The 18163-nt window shown below is 68.2% G+C and carries 18 protein-coding genes; 7 read left to right on the top strand and 11 right to left on the bottom strand.

Features of this window, described 5'->3' with window-relative positions; all coding sequences use genetic code 11:
* Positions 1 to 214 precede the first annotated feature (214 nt).
* Positions 215 to 1960: an acetolactate synthase 3 large subunit gene (locus S2M10_RS01805; RefSeq protein ID WP_168844588.1), complete on the bottom strand. Its 1746-nt coding sequence runs from the start codon at positions 1958 to 1960 to the stop codon at positions 215 to 217.
* A 92-nt stretch (positions 1961 to 2052) separates the two neighbouring features.
* Positions 2053 to 2985 (bottom strand): tRNA (adenosine(37)-N6)-dimethylallyltransferase MiaA, encoded by a 933-nt coding sequence (miaA, locus tag S2M10_RS01800; protein WP_168844587.1) that lies wholly within the window; start codon positions 2983 to 2985, stop codon positions 2053 to 2055.
* Between miaA and serB the strand changes: the two genes are divergently transcribed.
* Complete coding sequence (serB, locus tag S2M10_RS01795) at positions 2978 to 3856, top strand: phosphoserine phosphatase SerB (protein ID WP_168844586.1); 879 nt, start codon at positions 2978 to 2980, stop codon at positions 3854 to 3856. The two genes, miaA and serB, sit on opposite strands and share 8 nt — an antisense overlap.
* 4 nt (positions 3857 to 3860) lie before the next feature.
* Here serB and S2M10_RS01790 read toward each other — a convergent pair whose 3' ends face one another.
* Together S2M10_RS01790 and S2M10_RS01785 are read right to left on the bottom strand one after the other, a co-directional pair.
* On the bottom strand, positions 3861 to 4655 hold the full coding sequence (locus S2M10_RS01790; RefSeq protein ID WP_168844585.1) for a MipA/OmpV family protein: 795 nt from the start codon (positions 4653 to 4655) through the stop codon (positions 3861 to 3863).
* 12 nt (positions 4656 to 4667) lie between these two features.
* Positions 4668 to 5567: an SPOR domain-containing protein gene (locus S2M10_RS01785; protein WP_168844584.1), complete on the bottom strand. Its 900-nt coding sequence runs from the start codon at positions 5565 to 5567 to the stop codon at positions 4668 to 4670.
* Between the two features lie 138 nt (positions 5568 to 5705).
* Here S2M10_RS01785 and S2M10_RS01780 point away from each other — a divergent pair, with 138 nt between their 5' ends.
* From S2M10_RS01780 to S2M10_RS01770, 3 genes are read left to right on the top strand one after another with little or no spacing between them, the layout of a single operon-like run.
* The gene (locus S2M10_RS01780; protein ID WP_168844583.1) at positions 5706 to 6419 is read left to right on the top strand and encodes an AAA family ATPase; all 714 of its coding nucleotides are present in this window, start codon (positions 5706 to 5708) and stop codon (positions 6417 to 6419) included.
* On the top strand, positions 6416 to 6772 hold the full coding sequence (locus tag S2M10_RS01775; RefSeq protein WP_168844582.1) for a hypothetical protein: 357 nt from the start codon (positions 6416 to 6418) through the stop codon (positions 6770 to 6772). Before S2M10_RS01780 ends, S2M10_RS01775 begins: the two co-directional genes overlap by 4 nt.
* On the top strand, positions 6769 to 8001 hold the full coding sequence (locus tag S2M10_RS01770; protein ID WP_168844581.1) for an SPOR domain-containing protein: 1233 nt from the start codon (positions 6769 to 6771) through the stop codon (positions 7999 to 8001). The genes S2M10_RS01775 and S2M10_RS01770 overlap by 4 nt, the downstream gene beginning before the upstream one ends.
* A 4-nt stretch (positions 8002 to 8005) precedes the next feature.
* Here S2M10_RS01770 and S2M10_RS01765 read toward each other — a convergent pair whose 3' ends face one another.
* From S2M10_RS01765 to S2M10_RS01750, 4 genes are read right to left on the bottom strand one after another with little or no spacing between them, the layout of a single operon-like run.
* Positions 8006 to 9226 carry a dihydroorotase gene (locus S2M10_RS01765; protein ID WP_168844580.1) on the bottom strand — a complete coding sequence of 407 codons (1221 nt, stop codon included), beginning with the start codon at positions 9224 to 9226 and terminating at the stop codon, positions 8006 to 8008.
* Positions 9223 to 10212 (bottom strand): aspartate carbamoyltransferase catalytic subunit, encoded by a 990-nt coding sequence (locus tag S2M10_RS01760; protein WP_064309700.1) that lies wholly within the window; start codon positions 10210 to 10212, stop codon positions 9223 to 9225. The genes S2M10_RS01765 and S2M10_RS01760 overlap by 4 nt, the downstream gene beginning before the upstream one ends.
* A gap of 43 nt (positions 10213 to 10255) precedes the next feature.
* Complete coding sequence (ruvX, locus tag S2M10_RS01755) at positions 10256 to 10717, bottom strand: Holliday junction resolvase RuvX (protein ID WP_168844579.1); 462 nt, start codon at positions 10715 to 10717, stop codon at positions 10256 to 10258.
* 55 nt (positions 10718 to 10772) lie between these two features.
* Positions 10773 to 11876: a DUF3089 domain-containing protein gene (locus S2M10_RS01750; protein ID WP_168844578.1), complete on the bottom strand. Its 1104-nt coding sequence runs from the start codon at positions 11874 to 11876 to the stop codon at positions 10773 to 10775.
* A gap of 146 nt (positions 11877 to 12022) precedes the next feature.
* On the opposite strand from S2M10_RS01750, the gene gatC reads away from it, so the two are divergent.
* Positions 12023 to 12310 carry an Asp-tRNA(Asn)/Glu-tRNA(Gln) amidotransferase subunit GatC gene (gene gatC, locus S2M10_RS01745; RefSeq protein WP_168844577.1) on the top strand — a complete coding sequence of 96 codons (288 nt, stop codon included), beginning with the start codon at positions 12023 to 12025 and terminating at the stop codon, positions 12308 to 12310.
* Complete coding sequence (gene gatA, locus S2M10_RS01740) at positions 12307 to 13788, top strand: Asp-tRNA(Asn)/Glu-tRNA(Gln) amidotransferase subunit GatA (protein ID WP_168844576.1); 1482 nt, start codon at positions 12307 to 12309, stop codon at positions 13786 to 13788. Before gatC ends, gatA begins: the two co-directional genes overlap by 4 nt.
* 280 nt (positions 13789 to 14068) lie before the next feature.
* On the opposite strand, the gene S2M10_RS01735 is transcribed toward gatA, so the two are convergent.
* Positions 14069 to 15025, bottom strand: a complete 957-nt coding sequence (locus S2M10_RS01735; RefSeq protein WP_168844575.1) for a glycosyltransferase family 2 protein — start codon at positions 15023 to 15025, stop codon at positions 14069 to 14071.
* Between the two features lie 129 nt (positions 15026 to 15154).
* Here S2M10_RS01735 and gatB point away from each other — a divergent pair, with 129 nt between their 5' ends.
* On the top strand, positions 15155 to 16666 hold the full coding sequence (gene gatB, locus S2M10_RS01730) for an Asp-tRNA(Asn)/Glu-tRNA(Gln) amidotransferase subunit GatB (RefSeq protein ID WP_168844574.1): 1512 nt from the start codon (positions 15155 to 15157) through the stop codon (positions 16664 to 16666).
* Between the two features lie 45 nt (positions 16667 to 16711).
* On the opposite strand, the gene S2M10_RS01725 is transcribed toward gatB, so the two are convergent.
* The gene (locus tag S2M10_RS01725; RefSeq protein ID WP_168844573.1) at positions 16712 to 17368 is read right to left on the bottom strand and encodes a hypothetical protein; all 657 of its coding nucleotides are present in this window, start codon (positions 17366 to 17368) and stop codon (positions 16712 to 16714) included.
* A gap of 49 nt (positions 17369 to 17417) precedes the next feature.
* Positions 17418 to 18011: a hypothetical protein gene (locus S2M10_RS01720; protein ID WP_168844572.1), complete on the bottom strand. Its 594-nt coding sequence runs from the start codon at positions 18009 to 18011 to the stop codon at positions 17418 to 17420.
* Positions 18012 to 18163 lie beyond the last annotated feature (152 nt).

Here is an 18163-nt window from a genome sequence, read left to right as displayed (position 1 = left end):
CTCTTTGATCCTCCCCGGTACGAGCATCGGGATGAATGGCCCCCCGGCCATTCAAGATTGCGCCGGGGGCGCAATCGACCCGATGCTGGGGACCGGCGCGAAGCGACGGTGGAGGGGGCTCTCCGCGGGCTAGTCGCTTGTGGAGGCCCCCCTCCACCACGGCCTGCGGCCGCGGTCCCCCTCCCCGTGCCGGGGAGGATTGTTGTCAGTACCATCAGACCAGCGCCTTGGCCTCGTCGTCCATCTCGCCGGAGACTTCGCTCGCCTGGAGCAGCATTTCGGTATGCGCGGCGCCGCTCGGGATCATCGGGAAGCAATTGGCCAGCTTGGCGACGCGGCAATCGACCAGCACCGGACCGTCATGGTCGAGCATCGCATGGATGCCGTCCTCCAGCTCCGCGCGCTTCTCGATGCGGATGCCTTTCCAGCCATAGGCTTCGGCCAGCTTCACGAAATCGGGCAGCGCATCCGAATAGCTCTCCGAATAGCGCGATTGGTAGGTCAGCTCCTGCCACTGGCGGACCATGCCCATATATTCGTTGTTGAGGATGAAGATCTTCACCGGCAGCCGATATTGCGTAGCGGTCGCAAGCTCCTGGATGTTCATCTGGATCGAGGCTTCGCCCGCGATATCAATGACAAGATCGTCGGGATTGCCGAGTTGCGCACCGATCGCAGCGGGGAGGCCATAGCCCATCGTGCCGAGCCCGCCGCTGGTCAGCCACTTGTTCGGCGCCTCGAAGCCGAAATGCTGCGCCGCCCACATCTGGTGCTGCCCGACCTCGGTGGTGATGATCGGGGCACGGTGCTTGGTCGCCTCGTACAGCGCACTAACGGCACGCTGCGGCATGATCGCCTCGCCCGCCTCGGGGAAGTCGAGGCAGCGGCGCGCGCGCCAGCCCTGGATGCGGCTCCACCATTCGGCGAGGTCGGGCTTGGGATGGCCGCGCGACTTCCAGCTCTCCACCATCGCGTCGAGCGCACGGGCGCAATCGGCGATGATCGGCAGGTCGACGCGGACGTTCTTGTTCACGCTCGAACGATCGATATCGATGTGCACCTTGCGGCTGTTCGGCGCGAAGGCGTCCAGACGGCCGGTGACGCGATCGTCGAAGCGCGAGCCCACCGCGATGATCAGGTCGGCCTGGTTCATCGCCATGTTTGCTTCATAGGTGCCGTGCATGCCCAGCATGCCCAGCCACTGGTCCGACGAGGCGGGCAGGGCACCCAGACCCATCAGCGTCGAGGTGACCGGCGCGCCGGTCAGCGCCGCCAGCTCGCGCAGCAGGCGCGTGGCTTCGGGACCGGAGTTGATCACGCCGCCGCCGGTGTAGAAGACCGGGCGCTCGGCCGCGGCGAGCATGTCGACCGCTTCCTGGATCTTTGCCGCTTCCGGCTCGGTGGTCGGGCGATAGGTCTTGTGCTGGATCGGGCCCGGCGCCTCGTAGCGTGCGGTGGCGACCTGGACGTCCTTGGGGATGTCGATCACGACCGGGCCGGGGCGGCCCGAGGTGGCGATATGGAAGGCCTCATGGACGGTCGCGCCCAGCAGCTCCGGCCGCTTCACCAGATAATTGTGCTTGGTGCAGTGGCGGGTGATCCCGACCGTGTCCGCTTCCTGGAAGGCATCGGTGCCGATCAGCGTCGTCGGCACCTGGCCGGTGATGACGACCATCGGGATCGAATCGAGCAGCGCATCGGTGATGCCGGTGATCGCGTTGGTCGCGCCCGGGCCCGAGGTGACCAGGACGACGCCGGGCTTGCCGGTCGAACGCGCATAGCCCTCGGCGGCGTGCGTCGCCGCCTGTTCGTGGCGGACCAGGATGTGCTTGATCCGGCCCTGCTTGAACAGGGCGTCGTAGATCGGAAGCACGGCACCGCCGGGATAGCCGAACACGACTTCCACCCCGAGGTCGGTCAATGCCTCGATCAGGATGTCCGCGCCGCTCTTCTCGGTCACCTTTGCCTCCACGCCTTCGCAAAATGAGTTACTGTACGGAAACTATCCGTCGGAGATGGGCTGCTAACCGCACGAATATGATAGGTCAACCCCTAAGGAAATAATTTCCTTTCAATCCGAGCGAGATTTTCGTACATATCTGTCTCCGCCGTCAGCTCCGCCCCCCCTGGAGTCTGGCGGCGGAACCAGGTGTACTGTCGTTTCGCATATTGGCGGGTGGCGAGCGCGCCCGCAGCCTGGGCAGTTTCCTCGCTCCATTCGCTGGTCAGGACCTTGCCGATTTCGTGTACCCCGATTGCGCGGAGAACCGGGGCGTCCGCCGGCACGTCGGCGCGGGCGAGCAGCGCGCGAACCTCGTCTTCCGCAGTGGCCAACATCGTGCCGAACCGACGGTCGATGCGTTCGCCCAGCCATGCACGATCGGGCAGCAGGATCAGCGGGGCGAGGTGGACGGTAGCGCCGATCCCGCCCTCGCGGCGATCCTGCCAGTCCGCGAGCGTGCGCCCAGTGGAGCGGATCACCTCGAGCGCGCGAGCGACGCGCGTGGTGTCGGTCGCGTTCAGCCGCGCGGCTGCGGCAGGATCGGCAAGCGAAAGCGCGGCATGGGCTTCGGCCACGGGCAGGGCACGAACCGCCGCGCGGATGGCGGGGTCGATCTCCGGGACCGGAGCGATGCCGTCGATCAGCGTGCGCAGGTACAGGCCGGTGCCGCCGACGAGGATCGGCAGCCGGTCTTCGGCATGCGCTTCGCCGATCGCAGCCCGAGCTTCGTCGGCCCAGCGGGCGGCGGAGCAGGCTTCGGCACCGTCGATATGGCCGAACAGCCGGTGCGGCGCGCGCGCCTCTTCCTCTTCCGAAGGACGCGCCGTGAGAATGCGGAGATCGGCATAGACCTGCATCGAATCCGCGTTGATCACGGTGCCGCGATGCTTTTCGGCGAGCGCCAGCGCGAGCGCGGACTTGCCGCTGGCCGTCGGCCCTGCAATGAGCGCCACGCGCGGTAGCCCAGGGGAAATCATGTTCATTGCGACGCTGATAGCAGCCGAATCGATCGTCGAACGCGATATTTTGGATGCGATCGAGACGCTGCACCCGCTTTGCGGGGTTACCGACTGGGGGTGGCTCGACGAGGGCCGAGCGGCCGACATCTACTTCAACGAAGATGCGGACCGGGCGGCCGGTGCTCTGGCGCCGCGCTTCGACCGGATCGATGTGGTGATCCAGCCCGCGGCGCACCGCGAAAAGAAGCTTCTTGTCGCCGACATGGACTCGACGATGATCACCGTCGAGTGCATCGACGAACTTGCCGACTATGCCGGCATCAAGCCGCAGATCGCCGAGGTGACCGAGCGGGCGATGCGCGGCGAGCTCGACTTCGCTTCGGCGCTCGACGCGCGCGTGGCACTGCTCAAGGGGCTGCCCGAGGCCGCGATCGACCAGTGCCTTGAAGAGCGCGTGCGGCTGATGCCCGGTGCCGAGACGCTGGTGAAGACGATGCGCGCGCGCGGTGCCCACACGATCCTCGTCTCGGGTGGCTTCACCCGCTTTGCCGAGCCGGTGGGCACGAGGATCGGGTTTGATCGCCGCATCGCCAATGTGCTGGAGATCGATGCCGGCAAGCTTACCGGCACCGTCACCAAACCGATTGTCGACAGCAGCACCAAGGAAACCACGCTGCTCGGCGCGATGGCAGAGCTGGGCCTCGTGCCCGAGCAGACCATGGCAGTGGGGGACGGCGCCAATGATCTGGCGATGATCCGCAAGGCCGGACTGGGCGTCGCCTATCACGCCAAGCCGATCGTCGCCGCCGCGGCGGGCGCGCGGATCGACCATGGCGACCTGACGGCGCTGCTCTATGCCCAAGGCATCGCCCGCGCCGAATGGGTCACCGCCTGAGGACTTAGCGCACCCCGCGGCCGAAGGTGTAGCTGAGCGCGAGGCCGCCGGAGAACTGGTTCTTGGAGCCCAGCCGCTGGGTGATGGGCGAGCGGGCCGCATCGCCGGTCAGCCGGTCATAGCCGAGATAGCCGTAAAGCCCCCAGCGGGTCGTCAGCTGCCGGACGCCGTTGGCGGCCAGGCCCACGCTGTGCACCACATTGTTGCCGACCTGATAGGTAGGGATGCCCGCCGCGGCGGCATCGCGCGGCGTGACGCCGAAATAGGCGCGGCGATATTTCGCATCCGACAGGTTCACGCGCGGGCCGATGGCGAGCAGCCAGCGATCCCCGTCGCGCTGCACATAATCGAGCGCCAGCATGGCGACTCCGCCCTTGTGCCCGCTCACGCCCTTGCGGAGCTCGCCATAGGCGCGGAGCTGGGGCGCGAGATAATAGCGGGCGAACACCCCCGGCTCGACCGAGAAACCGACCCTGGAGAGATCGGCACCGACCCGCCGCTGCGTGCGCGTGCTCTGCAGCCCGACAGCGATGCCGGCCTCGAACCCGTTGCGATCATAGAGCGAGATGTTCGGGCTTTCGTCGGCCGCCTCATATTCAAACAGTGCATCGCCGCGTGCGGTGGCGAAATCGAACAGCGGGCGCACGGCGTTGTGGTCGGCACCGGGATAGCTCGGCACCGCCTGCGCGCCGATGGCCACACGGTAGCGCCGCGGCGCTTCTTCGCCGCCCGCCTGCTGCGCATGAGCCGGCGCCGCCATCGCCATCAGAACGCCCGCCAATGCCATGGATCGCTGCATCATCTGTCTCCCTCAGGGTCGGACTGCCATGCAGGGCTTGATCGCGCCACAGGCTTTTTGCGCTTCGGCCTGCGAAGCGAAGGGCCCCACCAGCAGGCGGGTGATCTGTCCGGACTTGGGGAAGAAGGGCTGGCGACCGGGAAAGCGGCTGCGCATCTGGGCCCAGAGACGCTCGGCATTGCCCGGAACGGCGAAGCCGCCGAGTTGCACGCGCCAGCTGCCGGTCGCGCGCGGGGCCGCATGCACCGCCTTGGGCGGGGACGGCCTGGACGCGGCGGGGGTGGCAGCGGCGGGACCATGGCGCGCAGGCGTGCTGACGGCACCCGGCGTCGCCGCCGTGCGGACCTCGTTCGCGTAGCGTTGCGCGAGCGTGCGGCCGGCCTGACGATCGGCAAGGGGGATATACTGGTCCATCTGGCCAAGGGTGCGGGTGGCGGCATCCAGCCCGCCGCTGGAGGCGCGCAGCATCAGGGCATAGGCACGCACCCAGTTCTTGGCGATGCCATCGCCGTTGAACAGCATCACGCCCAGCAGATATTGCGCGCGCGGCTCGCCCTGCGACACCGCGCGCTCCAGCCAAGGCACGGCGTCTTCGCGCTTGCCGTTCTCGAACAACATCATCCCGTAGTTCGCCTCGCCCAGGTCATGGCCCTGCAGTGCGGCGAGCCGGTACCATTTCTCCGCCTCCACCATGTCGACGGGCACCCCCCGACCGAGCTTGTAGATCTGGCCGATATTGTATTGGGCGTCTGCATCGCCCTTCTCCGCCGCGGGGCGCCAGGCCCGCATCGCGCCGGCATAGTCCCCGCGTTCATAGGCCTCCACGCCCGCCTTCACCGCAGCATCCTGCGCGGGGGCGGCGGCGGGGAAGCCCAACGCGGCGAGAAGAAGCAGTGCGGCAGGCAGGCGCATGGCGTGAAAATCCCCTGTTCGGCCGCGATTTGGTGCGCGGCGCCCGTGGCTTAGCGACTTAGGCCGTGTCCGTTAACTCGATCTTATCCGCGCGCGTGCCAAGCATCGCGGCATATTTGGTCGATTTCGAGAGGGTAGATGCGCGTCCTGGCGCTGGCTTCGCAAAAAGGTGGATCGGGCAAGACGACCTTGTCCGGCCATCTGGCGGTGCAGGCGCAGCGCAGCGGTGCCGGCCCGGTCGCGATGATCGACCTCGATCCGCAGGGCTCGCTCACCGACTGGTGGAACGAGCGCGAGGCGGAACTGCCGGCACTCGCCCAGACCAGCGTCGCCCGGCTCACCGCCGATATCGAGCTGCTGCGCCAGCAGGGCTTCAAGCTGGTGGTGATCGACACGCCGCCCGCGATCACCCCCGCGATCCTGACGGTGATCCAGGTCGCCGAGCTGATCGTCATCCCGACGCGGCCCAGCCCGCACGACCTGCGCGCGGTGGGCGCGACGGTCGAGCTGTGCGAGCGCGGCCACAAGCCGCTGCTGTTCGTGGTCAATGCCGCCACCCAGAATGCCCGGATCACCGCCGAAGCAGCGCTGGCGCTTTCCCAGCACGGCACCGTCGCACCGATGATGCTGCATCACCGCACCGATTTCGCCGCATCGATGATCGACGGGCGGACGGTGATGGAGGTCGATGCCGGCAGCAAGTCCGCCGCCGAGGTGGAGAATCTCTGGACCTATGTCTCGGACCGGCTGGAGAAGAATTTTCGCCGGACCGTGTTCTCCGCACCCGCCGCAGCGGCAAGCTTCGCGGCGACGCGGCCCGTGGGCGGCTTCGGTCGCCGGGTGGTGCCGTGAAGCCCGCCGATGATCTTCCCCGGCCCGCCGCTGCGCTGACCGCCGGGCTGCTCGCCCGCAAGGGGCTGGCCCGCAAGCCGGTGCTCGCGCATGCGGAGGAGGCGGGCGCATCTCCGTCCGACGCACTGGCGGAGCGGCTTGCCCGCACCGCGCGGGCGACCAAGGACCGGGCGGCATTCACCCTGCGGCTGGATGCGGACCGCCGGCTGCGGCTGCGGCTGGCTGCGGCGATCGCCGGACGCTCCGCCCAGCAGCTGGTTACCGAGGCGATCGACGCCATGCTGGACGATATGGCCGAGCTGGAGCCGCTCGCATCCCGCATCGCCGCGCTCGAAGGACGAAGCCAAAGATGAAGTCGCGTAGATTCCTTTCGATCGGTGCCATGCTGCTTGCGCTCTGCGGCGCGGGGGCGACCGGCCTGGTGGTGCACGGCGCCGCTTCCGCCACGGCGGCGCCCAACGCGCACAAGGCGGCGCGCGAGGCAAGGGCGGCGCAAAAGGCGCTTGCCGCGCGCAAGGCGGCGGCGGCTGTCGTTCACGCCGAGCAGGCCGTGGCGAACGATCCCCAGCGCGGCGACTATCGCGCGCTGCTGGGCCAGGCCTATCTGCTCGCCGGCCGCTTCGCCTCGGCCGCCGACGCGCTCCGCGATGCGCTGACGCTGAACCCGGAAGACAGCCGCGCCGCGCTGAACCTTGCGCTCGCGCGCATCGGCACCGGAGACTGGGGCGGCGCGCGCAGCCTGCTCCAGGCGCATGCGTCGCGCATCCCCGCTACCGACCTGGGACTCGCCACGGCATTGGCCGGCGATCCCAATGCCGCCGTGGAGATCCTGGCATCGGCAGTGCGCGCGCCGGATGCGACGGCGCGTACCCGGCAGAATTTTGCGCTGGCGCTCGCCCTGGCGGGCCGCTGGGGCGAGGCCAAGGCGGTGGCCGCGATGGATGTCGCACCGGACCAGCTCAACGCCCGGCTGCTGCAATGGGCCGGCTTTGCGCGGCCGGCCAACGCCTATGATCAGGTGGCGGCGCTGCTCGGCGTACAGGCGGTGCAGGACGGCGGCCAGCCCGTCGCGCTCGCCCTTGCGCGCCAGCCTGACCTGGCGGCGCTGGCCCCGGCGCCGACCCCGGTAGCCGCGCCAGACCCGGAACCCGTTGTCGAGCCCTTGCCGATCCCCGTGCAGGAACCGGCTCCGGCACCGATCTTCTCGCCGGCGCCGGTGCGTTCGGTCGCGGTTCGCCCCGCGAAGCCGTTGCCGAGGCCTGCACCGGTGCGCGTCGCAAGCGGGCCCTATGTGGTCCAGCTCGGCGCCTTCGCCAATGCCGGCGTCGCGCGTGACGCATGGCAGAAGTTGAGCGGCCGCGTAGCGGCGCTGAATCGTCTCAAGCCGCAGGGCGCGAGCGTTTCGAGCGGCGCCGCCAGCCTCTACCGTTTGTCGGTGGGCGCCTTCGCCCGCACCGATGCCGATGCGCTGTGCCGGGCGGTGAAGACCGGCGGCGGCACCTGCTTCGTCCGCATGGCGGCGGGCGACGCGGTGGCGAGCTGGTACAAGCCCGCGCCCCGCATCGGCGTCGCCGCGCGCTGATCGCTCAGACCAGCGCGCCGCCCTTGTAGAGCCGCAGCACCCGGCCCTGGGTCGGCAGGCGATCGAAGGGCGTGTTGCCGGCGCGCGCGTTCATCCTGCGTGCGTCGATCACCCAAGGCGTTTCCGGATCGAGCACGATCAGGTCGGCCGGCAGGCCGGGTTTGAGCGCCCCGCTCTCCAGCCCGAGGATCTTTGCCGGATTGGCGGCGAGCAGCGCGAACAGTCGGTCGAGGCCGAGCTTGCCGTCGCGCACCAGCGTGAGCGACAAGGCGAGCAGCGTTTCCGCGCCCGCCATGCCGGGTTCGGCATCGGCGAAGGGCAGGCGCTTGGCCTCGGGCCCGCGCGGATCGTGGCCGGAGGCGATCACGTCGATCGTGCCGTCCGCCACCGCCGCCAGCGCCGCCTGACGATCGCTCTCGTCGCGCAGGGCCGGGGAGAGGCGGGCAAAGGTACGGAAATCGCTGATCGCGATGTCCGAGAGCAGGAGATGGGCGGGCGTGATGCCGCAGGTGACCCGCACGCCGCGACGCTTGGCGGCGCGGATCAGATCGAAGCCTGCCGCGGTGGTCACCTGGCGGAAGTGGAGCTTGGCGCCGGTTTCCTCGGCGAGCATCAGGTCGCGGGCGATGGCGAGCGGCTCGGCGATCGACGGCGCGCTCGGCAAGCCCAGCCGCGCGGCGGTCTCTCCCGCGGTGGCAACGGTACCGTCGGCGAGCCCGCCATCCTCGGCATGGGCGACGACGGTGAGGTTCAGGTCGCGCGCGTACAGCAGCGCCTTGCGCATCGTGCCGGCATTGGCGATCCAGCGTCGCCCGGTGGCGATGGCGCGGGCACCGGCCGAGGCGTTGATCGCGATCTCGGCCAGATCCTCGCCCTTCAACCCTTGCGTCGCAGCGGCGAGCGGATGGACCCAGAGCTGCGGCTTGCCGGAAACGGCGGCGCGGCGGACGATGCCGGGGTCGTCGAGCACCGGCGACTGGTCCGGCATCAGCCCGACACGCGCGATCCCGCCGAAGCGGCAGGCGCCCTTGTCGACCGCGAACACGCCGAGATCGATCAGCGCGGGGGCGAGGATCTTGCCGGCGCCATCGACCACCTCGGCATCGGCCGGCGCCTCGACCTGGCCGATGGCGGCGATGGTGTCGCCCTGGACGAGCAGGTCGCCTTCGGAAATGCCGCCCTCGGGACAGACCAGCTGGGCGTTGCGGAAGAGGATGCTGCTCATGCCCAGCCCTCCACGCCGCGCGATCGTCGGGTGAGCACGTCAAGGCACGCCATACGCACCGCCACGCCCATCTCCACCTGCTCGGTGATCGCACTGCGCTCGGGATGATCGGCGACGATCGAGTCGATCTCGACCCCGCGGTTCATCGGACCCGGGTGCATCACCAGCGCATCGGGCTTGGCGCGGGCGAGGCGTTCGGGAGTGAGGCCGTAGCGCATGTGGAACTCGCGAGTCGAAGGGATGTAGCCGCCGGCCATGCGCTCGTTCTGGACGCGGAGCATCATCACCACGTCGGCGCCCTCCAGCGCGGCGTCGAAATCGGTGAAGGGAGTGACGAACATCCGGTCCATTGCCGGCGGCATCAGCGTCGAGGGCGCGACCACGCGCACCTCGGCGGCCAGCGCGGTGAGCGCGAGGATGTTCGAACGGGCGACACGGCTGTGGAGGATGTCGCCGCAAATCACCACGCGTTGACCTGCTACCGACCCGCGACGTCTCCGGATGGTGAGTGCGTCGAGCAGCGCCTGGGTCGGGTGCTCGTGCCAGCCGTCGCCAGCGTTGAGCACCGGGCAATCGACCTTGTCGGCGATCAGCCGCACCGCGCCCGAACTGGCGTGGCGGATCACGATCACGTCGGCGCGCATCGCGTTCAGGGTGACGGCGGTGTCGATCAGCGTCTCGCCCTTCTTCACGCTGCTCTGGGCGGCGTGCATGTTGACGACATCGGCGCCGAGACGCTTGCCGGCGATCTCGAACGACAGCAGCGTGCGGGTCGAGTTCTCGAAGAAGGCGTTGATCTGGGTAAGGCCTTCGAGCCGCTTGTCGCTCTTGGCGCGGCTGCGATTGGCCTCGACCCATTGTTCCGCCTCGTCGAGCAGGAACATGATCTCGTGCGGCTGGAGTCCCGAAATGCCGGTGAGGTGCCGGTGCGGGAAAACGGCGCTGCCCTGTATCTGGGCACCGGGGCGATGATCGGAGGTCTGCATTAAAGCCGCCGCCTAACGCTCGGCGCGCCGCGACGCAACCCGGTCAGGCGTTCACGAGGCCGTCGATGGCCCCTTGCAGAATATAGGCGGCGGCCATCTTGTCGATCAGCTCGGCGCGTTTGGCGCGGCTGGCATCCTGTTCGATCAGCGTGCGTTCCACCGCGACGGTCGACCAGCGCTCGTCCCACATCAAGATGGGGAAGCCCAGGTCTTCGAGATTGCGGGCAAAGGCGCGGGTCGACTGGGTGCGGGGGCTGTCGGTGCCGTCGAGGTTGAGCGGCAGCCCGATTACCAGTCCGCGAACCTGCTGCGCGGTGATGAGCTCGACCAGCGCCGCCTTGTCCTTGGTGAACTTGGTTCGGCGGATCAGCTGGGCGGGGCTCGCGAAGCTCCAGCCTGCGTCGCACAGCGCGGTGCCGATCGTCTTGGTGCCGACGTCGAGGCCGATCAGACGGCCGCCTTGAGGAAGCGCGGCGCGGAAATCGCTGGGAAGGGTGGTGATCACCGCCCGGCTATAGGGGAGGCGGGGCGGGCCTGCAAAGGCCTCCCCGCCGCTCGCCTCAGGGCTTGTAGGCGGCCAGCCGGCGCGCGACGTCTGCGCGGACGTTGGCCCAGAACAGGCTGTAGTCGAACACGTGGTAGTTGTTCCCCGGCAGCACATACTGGCCGAAGTCCGGCGGAGCGGCGCCGATCATGAGGATGCCACGGCCCGTGCAGCGGGCAGGTACGCGGCCGGCCTGCAGGTGGGCGGATTGAAGGTTCACGTCTGGTATCAGTGCGCCGAGATTGGCGCTGGCAGGCGCGGTATCGTCCGGCTTGCCGGTGATCGGATTGGTGCAGATCATTCTCGTTCCCGCCCGCGGCTGCCCGGTGAAGCCGTTGGTCGCGTCGAAGGTATCGAGGATCAGCGCCGGATCAGCGGGCTCGGCAAAGCTTTGCCAGGAAAGGATGCACCCGGCCTGGTCCGGCCCCGTGCAGGCGGGCAGGCCCATCTTCGGCACGTCTGCGGTAAGCGACACCGGCCAGCCGACGACATAGGCGGCGACGATGCGCCGTGCGATCGGCGTGCCCGCGACTCGCTCCGCCAGGAGGCGGGAGAGATGCAGGGCGCCCTGGCTGTGCCCGGCCAGGACGATCGGCCGATCGCCGGCCTCGTTCAGAAATTCCTCGAACGCCGCGGCCACGTCGCGATAGGCAAGATCCAGCGCCTGCTGTGCCTGGGCCTTGCTCGTCAGGAATGCGCCGAAGGTCGCCTGGCGATAGCGCGGCGCCCAGATCGCGGCGCTGGCGTTGAACGCGCTGGCCTGACCGCGCAGGAACAGCTCGGCCCGCGCATTCGCGTCCGGATTGTCCAGTGGGGCATTCCACTGCTTGGTATCGAGGAACGAGGTGGGGTGGATGAAGAACAACGCCGCGGGCGGATTGGCCGCGGGGCTTTCGCCGGCAGGGGTCCATAGCGCGGGGTTGCCGGGCTTGTCCGGGCGCGCGATCCACATATCGGCCCTGGCATAGTCGCGCGGGCTGACCGGCGGCAGCGCGGAGACGTCGCCGACGGGCACCATGAACTGCCGCATCAGCTGAACGCCGTAAAGCCGGTAAGCAAACAGGGAAGCAACGCCGAGCATGATCAGGATCGCCACCGCATAGAGGAATTTTCGGGCCAATCGGCCTCTCCATTGTGCATTGCAGCATGAACGGGCGGGTACGCAATCGCGTTCCGGCACTGTCGCGTGCGAAGGATGCAACCGCAAGTGCCGATCGCGACGCGAGGTGCTTGAAGGGGCGGGGCTCGGCTGTTAGGCGCTGTGGCATGTCCGTAGACACCGCAACCGTGAAGAAAGTGGCGAACCTGGCGCGCATCGCGATCAGCGACGCCGATGCCGAGCGCATGGCGCCCGAACTCAACAACATCCTGGGCTGGATCGAGCAGCTCGGCGAAGTCGACACGAAGGATGTCGCGCCGATGACCGCCGTGATGCCCAACACGCTGCGCCTGCGGCCCGACGTAATCACCGACGGCAACCAGCGCGACGCGGTGCTGGCGAACGCGCCGCAGGGCGAACATGGCTTCTTTACGGTTCCGAAGGTGGTGGAATGAGCATGCTCACTGATCTGGGCGTCGCCGCCATCCGCAACGGCGTGCGCGACGGCGAATTTTCCGCGCGCGACGTCGCCGAGGCGTTCAATGCTGCCGTGGCCGGTGCCAAGGCGCTCAATGCCTTCATCGTCGAGACCCCCGAGCATGCGCTGGCCGCCGCCGATGCCGCCGACACCGCGCGTGCCGCGGGCGAGACGCTCAAGCCGCTCGCCGGCGTGCCGATCGGCATGAAGGACCTGTTCGCCACCAAGGGCGTGCAGACCACCGCCGCCAGCCGCATCCTCGAAGGCTTCAAGCCCGGATATGAGTCGACCGTCTCGCACAAGCTGTGGGACGCCGGCGCCGGCATGCTCGGCAAGCTCAATCTCGACCAGTTCGCGATGGGCTCTTCGAACGAGACCAGCTATTTCGGCAACGTGATCTCGCCGTGGCGGCGGGGCGAGGGCGACACCACGCCGCTCGCGCCAGGCGGCTCCTCGGGCGGCAGCTCGGCGGCGATCGCGGCGCGGCTGTGTCCGGCGGCGACCGGCACCGACACCGGCGGCTCGATCCGCCAGCCCGCGGCGTTCACCGGCATCTCGGGCATCAAGCCGACCTATGGCCGCTGCTCGCGCTGGGGCGTGGTGGCGTTCGCCTCCTCGCTCGACCAGCCGGGCCCGATGGCACATGACGTGCGGGACTGCGCAATCCTGCTCGAGGCGATGGCCGGCTTCGATCCCAAGGATTCGACCTCGCTCGACATGGCCGTGCCGGCCTGGGAGGCGGGCCTCTCCGCCGATCTGCGCGGCAAGCGCGTCGGCATCCCGGCTGAGTACCGGATGGACGGCACCCCGGCCGAGATCGAGGCGCTGTGGCAGCAGGGCATTGCCTGGCTGAAGGATGCGGGCGCCGAGATTGTCGAAGTCAGCCTGCCGCACACCAAATATGCACTGCCGGCCTATTACATCATCGCCCCGGCCGAGGCCTCGTCGAACCTCGCGCGCTATGACGGCGTGCGCTACGGCCTGCGCGAGCTGGCCGAGGGCCAGAACCTGCAGGAAATGTACGCTGCCACCCGCGCCGCCGGCTTCGGCGACGAGGTGAAGCGCCGCATCCTCATCGGCACCTATGTGCTGTCGGCGGGCTTCTACGACGCCTACTACACCCAGGCGCAGAAGGTCCGCACGCTGATCGCGCGCGACTTCGACAATGCCTGGAGCCAGTGCGACCTGCTGCTCACCCCCACCGCGCCCAGCGCGGCGTTCGGGCTGGGCGAGAAGGTCGATCCGCTGGCGATGTATCTCAACGACGTGTTCACCGTGCCGGCGAGCCTCGCGGGCGTGCCCGCGATGAGCGTGCCGGGCGGGCTGGACGCAGCCGGGCTGCCGCTGGGTCTGCAGATCATCGGCAAGCCGTTCGACGAGCAGGGCGTGCTCAACGCCGGGCTGGCGATCGAGCAGCGCGCTGGGTTTGCGGCGCGTCCGAAGGCCTGGTGGTAATTTAAGATCCTCCCCGGAACGGGGAGGGGCGCAGTTTTGCTCCGCCCCTCCCCCCTTGCGGGGGAGGGAGGGGCCCGCTGCCGGAGGCAGCGGGAGGGAGAGGGGTGCGATTTGCTTTGCAAATCGCGCGGCGCTGCGCGCCGCTCACCCTCTCCAAGCTTCGCTAGGCAGCAAGCTGCCAAGCTACGCTATCCTCCCCCGTCAAGGGGGAGGATCAGCATCCCGGGATCGACTTGAAAAACGCGCACGCGACACCTCCTCTTGCAGGGGAGGATTGGCGTCAGCCCTGCACGATCGGCACGGCGAGATAGGCCAGCCGCCGCACTTCGCGTCGGCCGCGCACCACCGTGTCGAGGATCAGCCCGGTGAAGAAGCTCAGCGTCGCAACGATCGACAGGCCGGTCACCAGCACCGCCGTCGGCAGGCGTGGGACCTGGCCGGTGTGCCAATAGGTCACTGCCAGCGGGATCGCGAGCAGCACCGCCAGCGCCGCCAGTACGCCGGCGATGCTGCCGAAGAACAGGATCGGCCGTTCGATGCGGAACAGCGTCACGATCGTCCGCAGGATGCGCCAGCCGTCGCGATAGGTGGAAAGCTTGGAGGTCGAACCCTCGGGCCGCGCCGCATAGGCGGTGACGATCTCCGCCACCGGCATGCGCAGCTCCAGCGCGTGGATGCTGATCTCGGTCTCGATCTCGAACCCGGCGGAGAGCACCGGAAAGCTCTTCACGAAGCGGCGCGAGAAGACGCGGTAGCCTGACAGGATGTCGCTGAAGCTCCGGCCGAACAGCCGCGCCAGCATGCCGGTCAGCATCCGGTTGCCGAGGCGATGCCCGCGCCGATAGGCCAGCTCCACCTCGGACTTGCGCGCGCCGACCACCATGTCGAGCTGGTCGTCGAGCAGCCGCTCGATCAGCGTGGGCGCCGCGTCGGCGTCATAGGTGAGGTCGCCGTCGGACAGCACATACACGTCGGCCTCGATATCGGCGAACATGCGGCGGACGACATTGCCCTTGCCCTGCATCCGCTCGCTGCGCACCACCGCGCCGGCCGCCTTCGCGACCTCGATCGTGCGGTCGCGGCTGTTATTGTCGTACACATAGATGGTCGCGCCGGGCAGGCTGGTGCGGAAGGCCTCAATGGTGCGGGCGATCGCCACTTCCTCGTTATAGCAGGGCAGCAGCACCGCCACCCGCAAGCCCGCCACCCGTTCCTGAAATCCTGCCTTCACCGTCATGGTCCCCGACGCTTCCCGATCGGCGGCGCCTAATCGACTCGCGGGCGGGGCGCAATTGGGCGCTGGACCTGAGGCCGGCGACGCGCGATAGGCTGAGACACGTATATTCCATTACCTTGTGAAGAGCACATGGCGACCAAGACTGCATCGAGCTACCGAATCCAAGGCGATACCGGCGAATGGGAGGTCGTGATCGGCCTCGAAGTCCATGCGCAGATCACGTCGCAGGCCAAGCTGTTCTCGGGCGCGGCCACGGCATTCGGGTCCGAGCCGAACAGCCAGGTGAGCTTGGTCGACGCCGCCATGCCGGGCATGCTGCCGGTGCTCAACGGCGAGTGCATCCGCCAGGCGGTACGCAGCGGCATGGCGATCGGCGCGGTGATCAACAAATGGTCGCGGTTCGATCGCAAGAACTATTTCTATGCCGACAATCCCCAGGGCTATCAGATCAGCCAGCTCTTCCATCCGCTGGTCGGCGAGGGGCAGATCACGATCAGCCTGGACGAAAAGGATCCCGAGGCCGAGGTGAAGGCGATCGGCGTTGAGCGCATCCATGTCGAGCAGGATGCCGGCAAGCTGATGCACGACCAGCATCCGACGCGCTCCTATGTCGATCTCAACCGCGCCGGCGTGGCGCTGATGGAAATCGTCTCCAAGCCCGACATGGCGTCGCCGGCGGAAGCGGGCGCGTATCTCTCCAAGCTCCGCTCGATCCTGCGCTATGTCGGCAGCTGCGACGGCAACATGGACCAGGGCTCGATGCGCGCCGACGTCAACGTCTCGGTCCGCAAGCCCGGCGATCCGCTGGGCACGCGTACCGAGACCAAGAACGTCAACTCGGTCCGCTTCGTGATGCAGGCGATCGAATATGAGGCACGCCGCCAGGTCGAGGTTCTGGAGAGCGGCGGACGCGTCGTCCAGGAAACCCGCCTGTTCGACCCCGACAAGGGCGAGACCCGCTCGATGCGCTCGAAGGAAGACGCGCAGGACTATCGCTATTTTCCCGATCCCGACCTGCTGCCGCTGGAGCTGGACGATGCGTTCCTGGAGGAATGCCGCGCCAGCCTGCCCGAGCTGCCCGACGCCAAGCGCCGCCGCTACGAGGAGTCGTTGGGCCTCAGCGCCTATAACGCCGCGGTGCTGACCGCCGAGGCAGAGACGGCGCGCTGGTTCGAGGCGCTGCTCGCCGAAAGCGCGCGAATCCAGAAGAAGGGCGAGCAGGAAGTCGCGCGCGCCGCGGCCAACTGGCTGCTCTCGGATCTGTACGGCGCGCTCAACCGCCTCGGCAAGGGTATCGACGAGAGCCCGGTGAGCCCCGAACAGGGCGCCGAGCTGCTCGCGCTGGTCGCCGACGGCACCATTTCGAACACGCTGGGCAAGCAGGTGTTCGAGATCATGCTCGAAACGGGCGACGCGCCGGGCAAGATCGTCGAAGAGCGCGGGATGAAGCAGACCAGCGACACCGGCGCGATCGAGGCGGTGATCGCGGAGATCCTGGCCAAGAACCCGAACCAGCTGGAGCAGTATCGCGGCGGCAAGGAAGCGCTGTTCGGCTTCTTCGTCGGCCAGACGATGAAGGCCATGGCCGGCAAGGCCAACCCGGCGGTGGTCAACGCGCTGCTCAAGAAGGCGCTGAGCTGAGGGGAGGGGCGTCCGGCGGCGCAGCGCTGCCGGACGCCCGCCCGGTCACTTCGCGGCGACCTTGCCGCGCGCCGCGACCGCCTTGCGTTCGTTGTTGGCGAATTCCTCGAAATTCTTCTTGAACACCACGCCCAGCTCGTCGAGCGCGGCGATGGCATCCTCGCCTTCCTTCGGCGGGAACAGCTTGAGGCCGTTGCCGCCCCAGGCCTTGTATTCGAAGTCGATCTTGTCGTCCGCACCGAAGTCGCGGACCATGAACAGCGTCCGCAGCGAGCGGCCGTAGATCGCCGCCTTCTGATAGAACACATCGGCGACGATCAGCTCCGAATAGCAGGCCGCCTTCGAATCCGAGCGCCGCGTCTTCACCTTGTTCATGCTGTGGCGCTCGAGCGGCTGTTCATGGTGCACGATCTGCGTATCAGCGGGCAGCGAGAGGAGCGCCTTGAGGTCCAGCGACTGGAGCGAGTCCAGCTGGGTCGGGCTGTCGAGCGCGCTCGCCAGCTGGGCCTTGTTGCGTGCATCCTTCTTGCCGTGCAGCGCCGCATCGAGCAGGCCGCCGCCCAGAAGCCCGCTGGTCATCGAGACCATGCGCTCCGCCGGCCATAGGTGCAACTCGCACGGTGCCGTCTGTGCGGCCGCGGTGCCCGCACCGATCCACAGGCTGGCTGCCACGGCGGCCGCCAGCATTCCCTTGTTCGACATGGTTGGTCTTCCCTGTTGGTACGCGTTGAAAAGCGGTGCCCGCCGGCGCTCAGCGCTTGGTGCGCGGCGGCTTGTTCAGGGCCTCGGCGAACTGGACGAGGCTGGCGCGAAAGGCCTGGACGATCTCGGCGATGCCCTTGTCGGGATCCTCGTTAGGCTTGGGCGGAAAGGCGCTGAGCTTGACCAGCGTCCAGCTGCCAAAGGCGCGCATGGGCGCCGGATCGGTGCCGAAGGTCCGGAAACGGAACGATCCGCGCAAGCCGTTGCCGCCGCTGATCGTGTTCTGGTTCAGGATCAGATCGTCGACGATCAGTTCGGCATAGCAGGGCGCGGTGCTCTCGGCGATGCGGCCACGCGTGGTGCGAATGGTGCGACTGTCGAGCGGCTCTGGGTGCAGAGTGACCCGGTAGCCCGGCAGCTTCAGCAGATCGGGCAGGCCCGCCTCGAACAGCAGCTGGGCCTGGCGATCGGGGGAAAGCGGATTTTCCGGTGCTGCGGGATACCCCTCGCGGCCCTTGGTGCTGCCGTCGATGATGCCGCCATGGCCGAAGCCGATGTACAGGTTCATCGGTGCCGTCGCCGGCCAGACATGAAGCTCGCATGCCCCGTCCGCCTGCGCGTGCGCATGCGCAGACAAGGTCATCGTTCCGGCAACCGCCAGACGCAGCAAATACGATCCGATCACCCAAGATCCTCCCCGGCGCGGGCCCCCGTCCGCGCAGCCGGTTCTAGGTGGATTGCAGATGCGAAACAATAGGCAGCGGCGGCCCCGGCGCGATGCTCGCTTGCCAACGG

It is taken from the genome of Sphingomonas sp. S2M10 (assembly GCF_012650175.1).
Classification (GTDB): Bacteria; Pseudomonadota; Alphaproteobacteria; order Sphingomonadales; family Sphingomonadaceae; genus Sphingomonas.
This window is presented reverse-complemented; position numbering and strand designations above follow the sequence as displayed.

What these genes read in the sequence shown, in the direction of transcription:
- S2M10_RS01760 (WP_064309700.1), bottom strand. Translation starts at nt 10,212, where the DNA reads ATGCAGACCTCCGATCATCGCCCCGGTGCCCAGATACAGGGCAGCGCC.
- serB (WP_168844586.1), top strand. Translation starts at nt 2,978, where the DNA reads ATGTTCATTGCGACGCTGATAGCAGCCGAATCGATCGTCGAACGCGAT.
- S2M10_RS01765 (WP_168844580.1), bottom strand. Translation starts at nt 9,226, where the DNA reads ATGAGCAGCATCCTCTTCCGCAACGCCCAGCTGGTCTGTCCCGAGGGC.
- S2M10_RS01790 (WP_168844585.1), bottom strand. Translation starts at nt 4,655, where the DNA reads ATGCAGCGATCCATGGCATTGGCGGGCGTTCTGATGGCGATGGCGGCG.
- S2M10_RS01735 (WP_168844575.1), bottom strand. Translation starts at nt 15,025, where the DNA reads ATGACGGTGAAGGCAGGATTTCAGGAACGGGTGGCGGGCTTGCGGGTG.
- S2M10_RS01785 (WP_168844584.1), bottom strand. Translation starts at nt 5,567, where the DNA reads ATGCGCCTGCCTGCCGCACTGCTTCTTCTCGCCGCGTTGGGCTTCCCC.
- S2M10_RS01720 (WP_168844572.1), bottom strand. Translation starts at nt 18,011, where the DNA reads ATGACCTTGTCTGCGCATGCGCACGCGCAGGCGGACGGGGCATGCGAG.
- gatC (WP_168844577.1), top strand. Translation starts at nt 12,023, where the DNA reads ATGTCCGTAGACACCGCAACCGTGAAGAAAGTGGCGAACCTGGCGCGC.
- S2M10_RS01770 (WP_168844581.1), top strand. Translation starts at nt 6,769, where the DNA reads ATGAAGTCGCGTAGATTCCTTTCGATCGGTGCCATGCTGCTTGCGCTC.
- S2M10_RS01725 (WP_168844573.1), bottom strand. Translation starts at nt 17,368, where the DNA reads ATGTCGAACAAGGGAATGCTGGCGGCCGCCGTGGCAGCCAGCCTGTGG.
- gatA (WP_168844576.1), top strand. Translation starts at nt 12,307, where the DNA reads ATGAGCATGCTCACTGATCTGGGCGTCGCCGCCATCCGCAACGGCGTG.
- S2M10_RS01780 (WP_168844583.1), top strand. Translation starts at nt 5,706, where the DNA reads ATGCGCGTCCTGGCGCTGGCTTCGCAAAAAGGTGGATCGGGCAAGACG.
- gatB (WP_168844574.1), top strand. Translation starts at nt 15,155, where the DNA reads ATGGCGACCAAGACTGCATCGAGCTACCGAATCCAAGGCGATACCGGC.
- miaA (WP_168844587.1), bottom strand. Translation starts at nt 2,985, where the DNA reads ATGAACATGATTTCCCCTGGGCTACCGCGCGTGGCGCTCATTGCAGGG.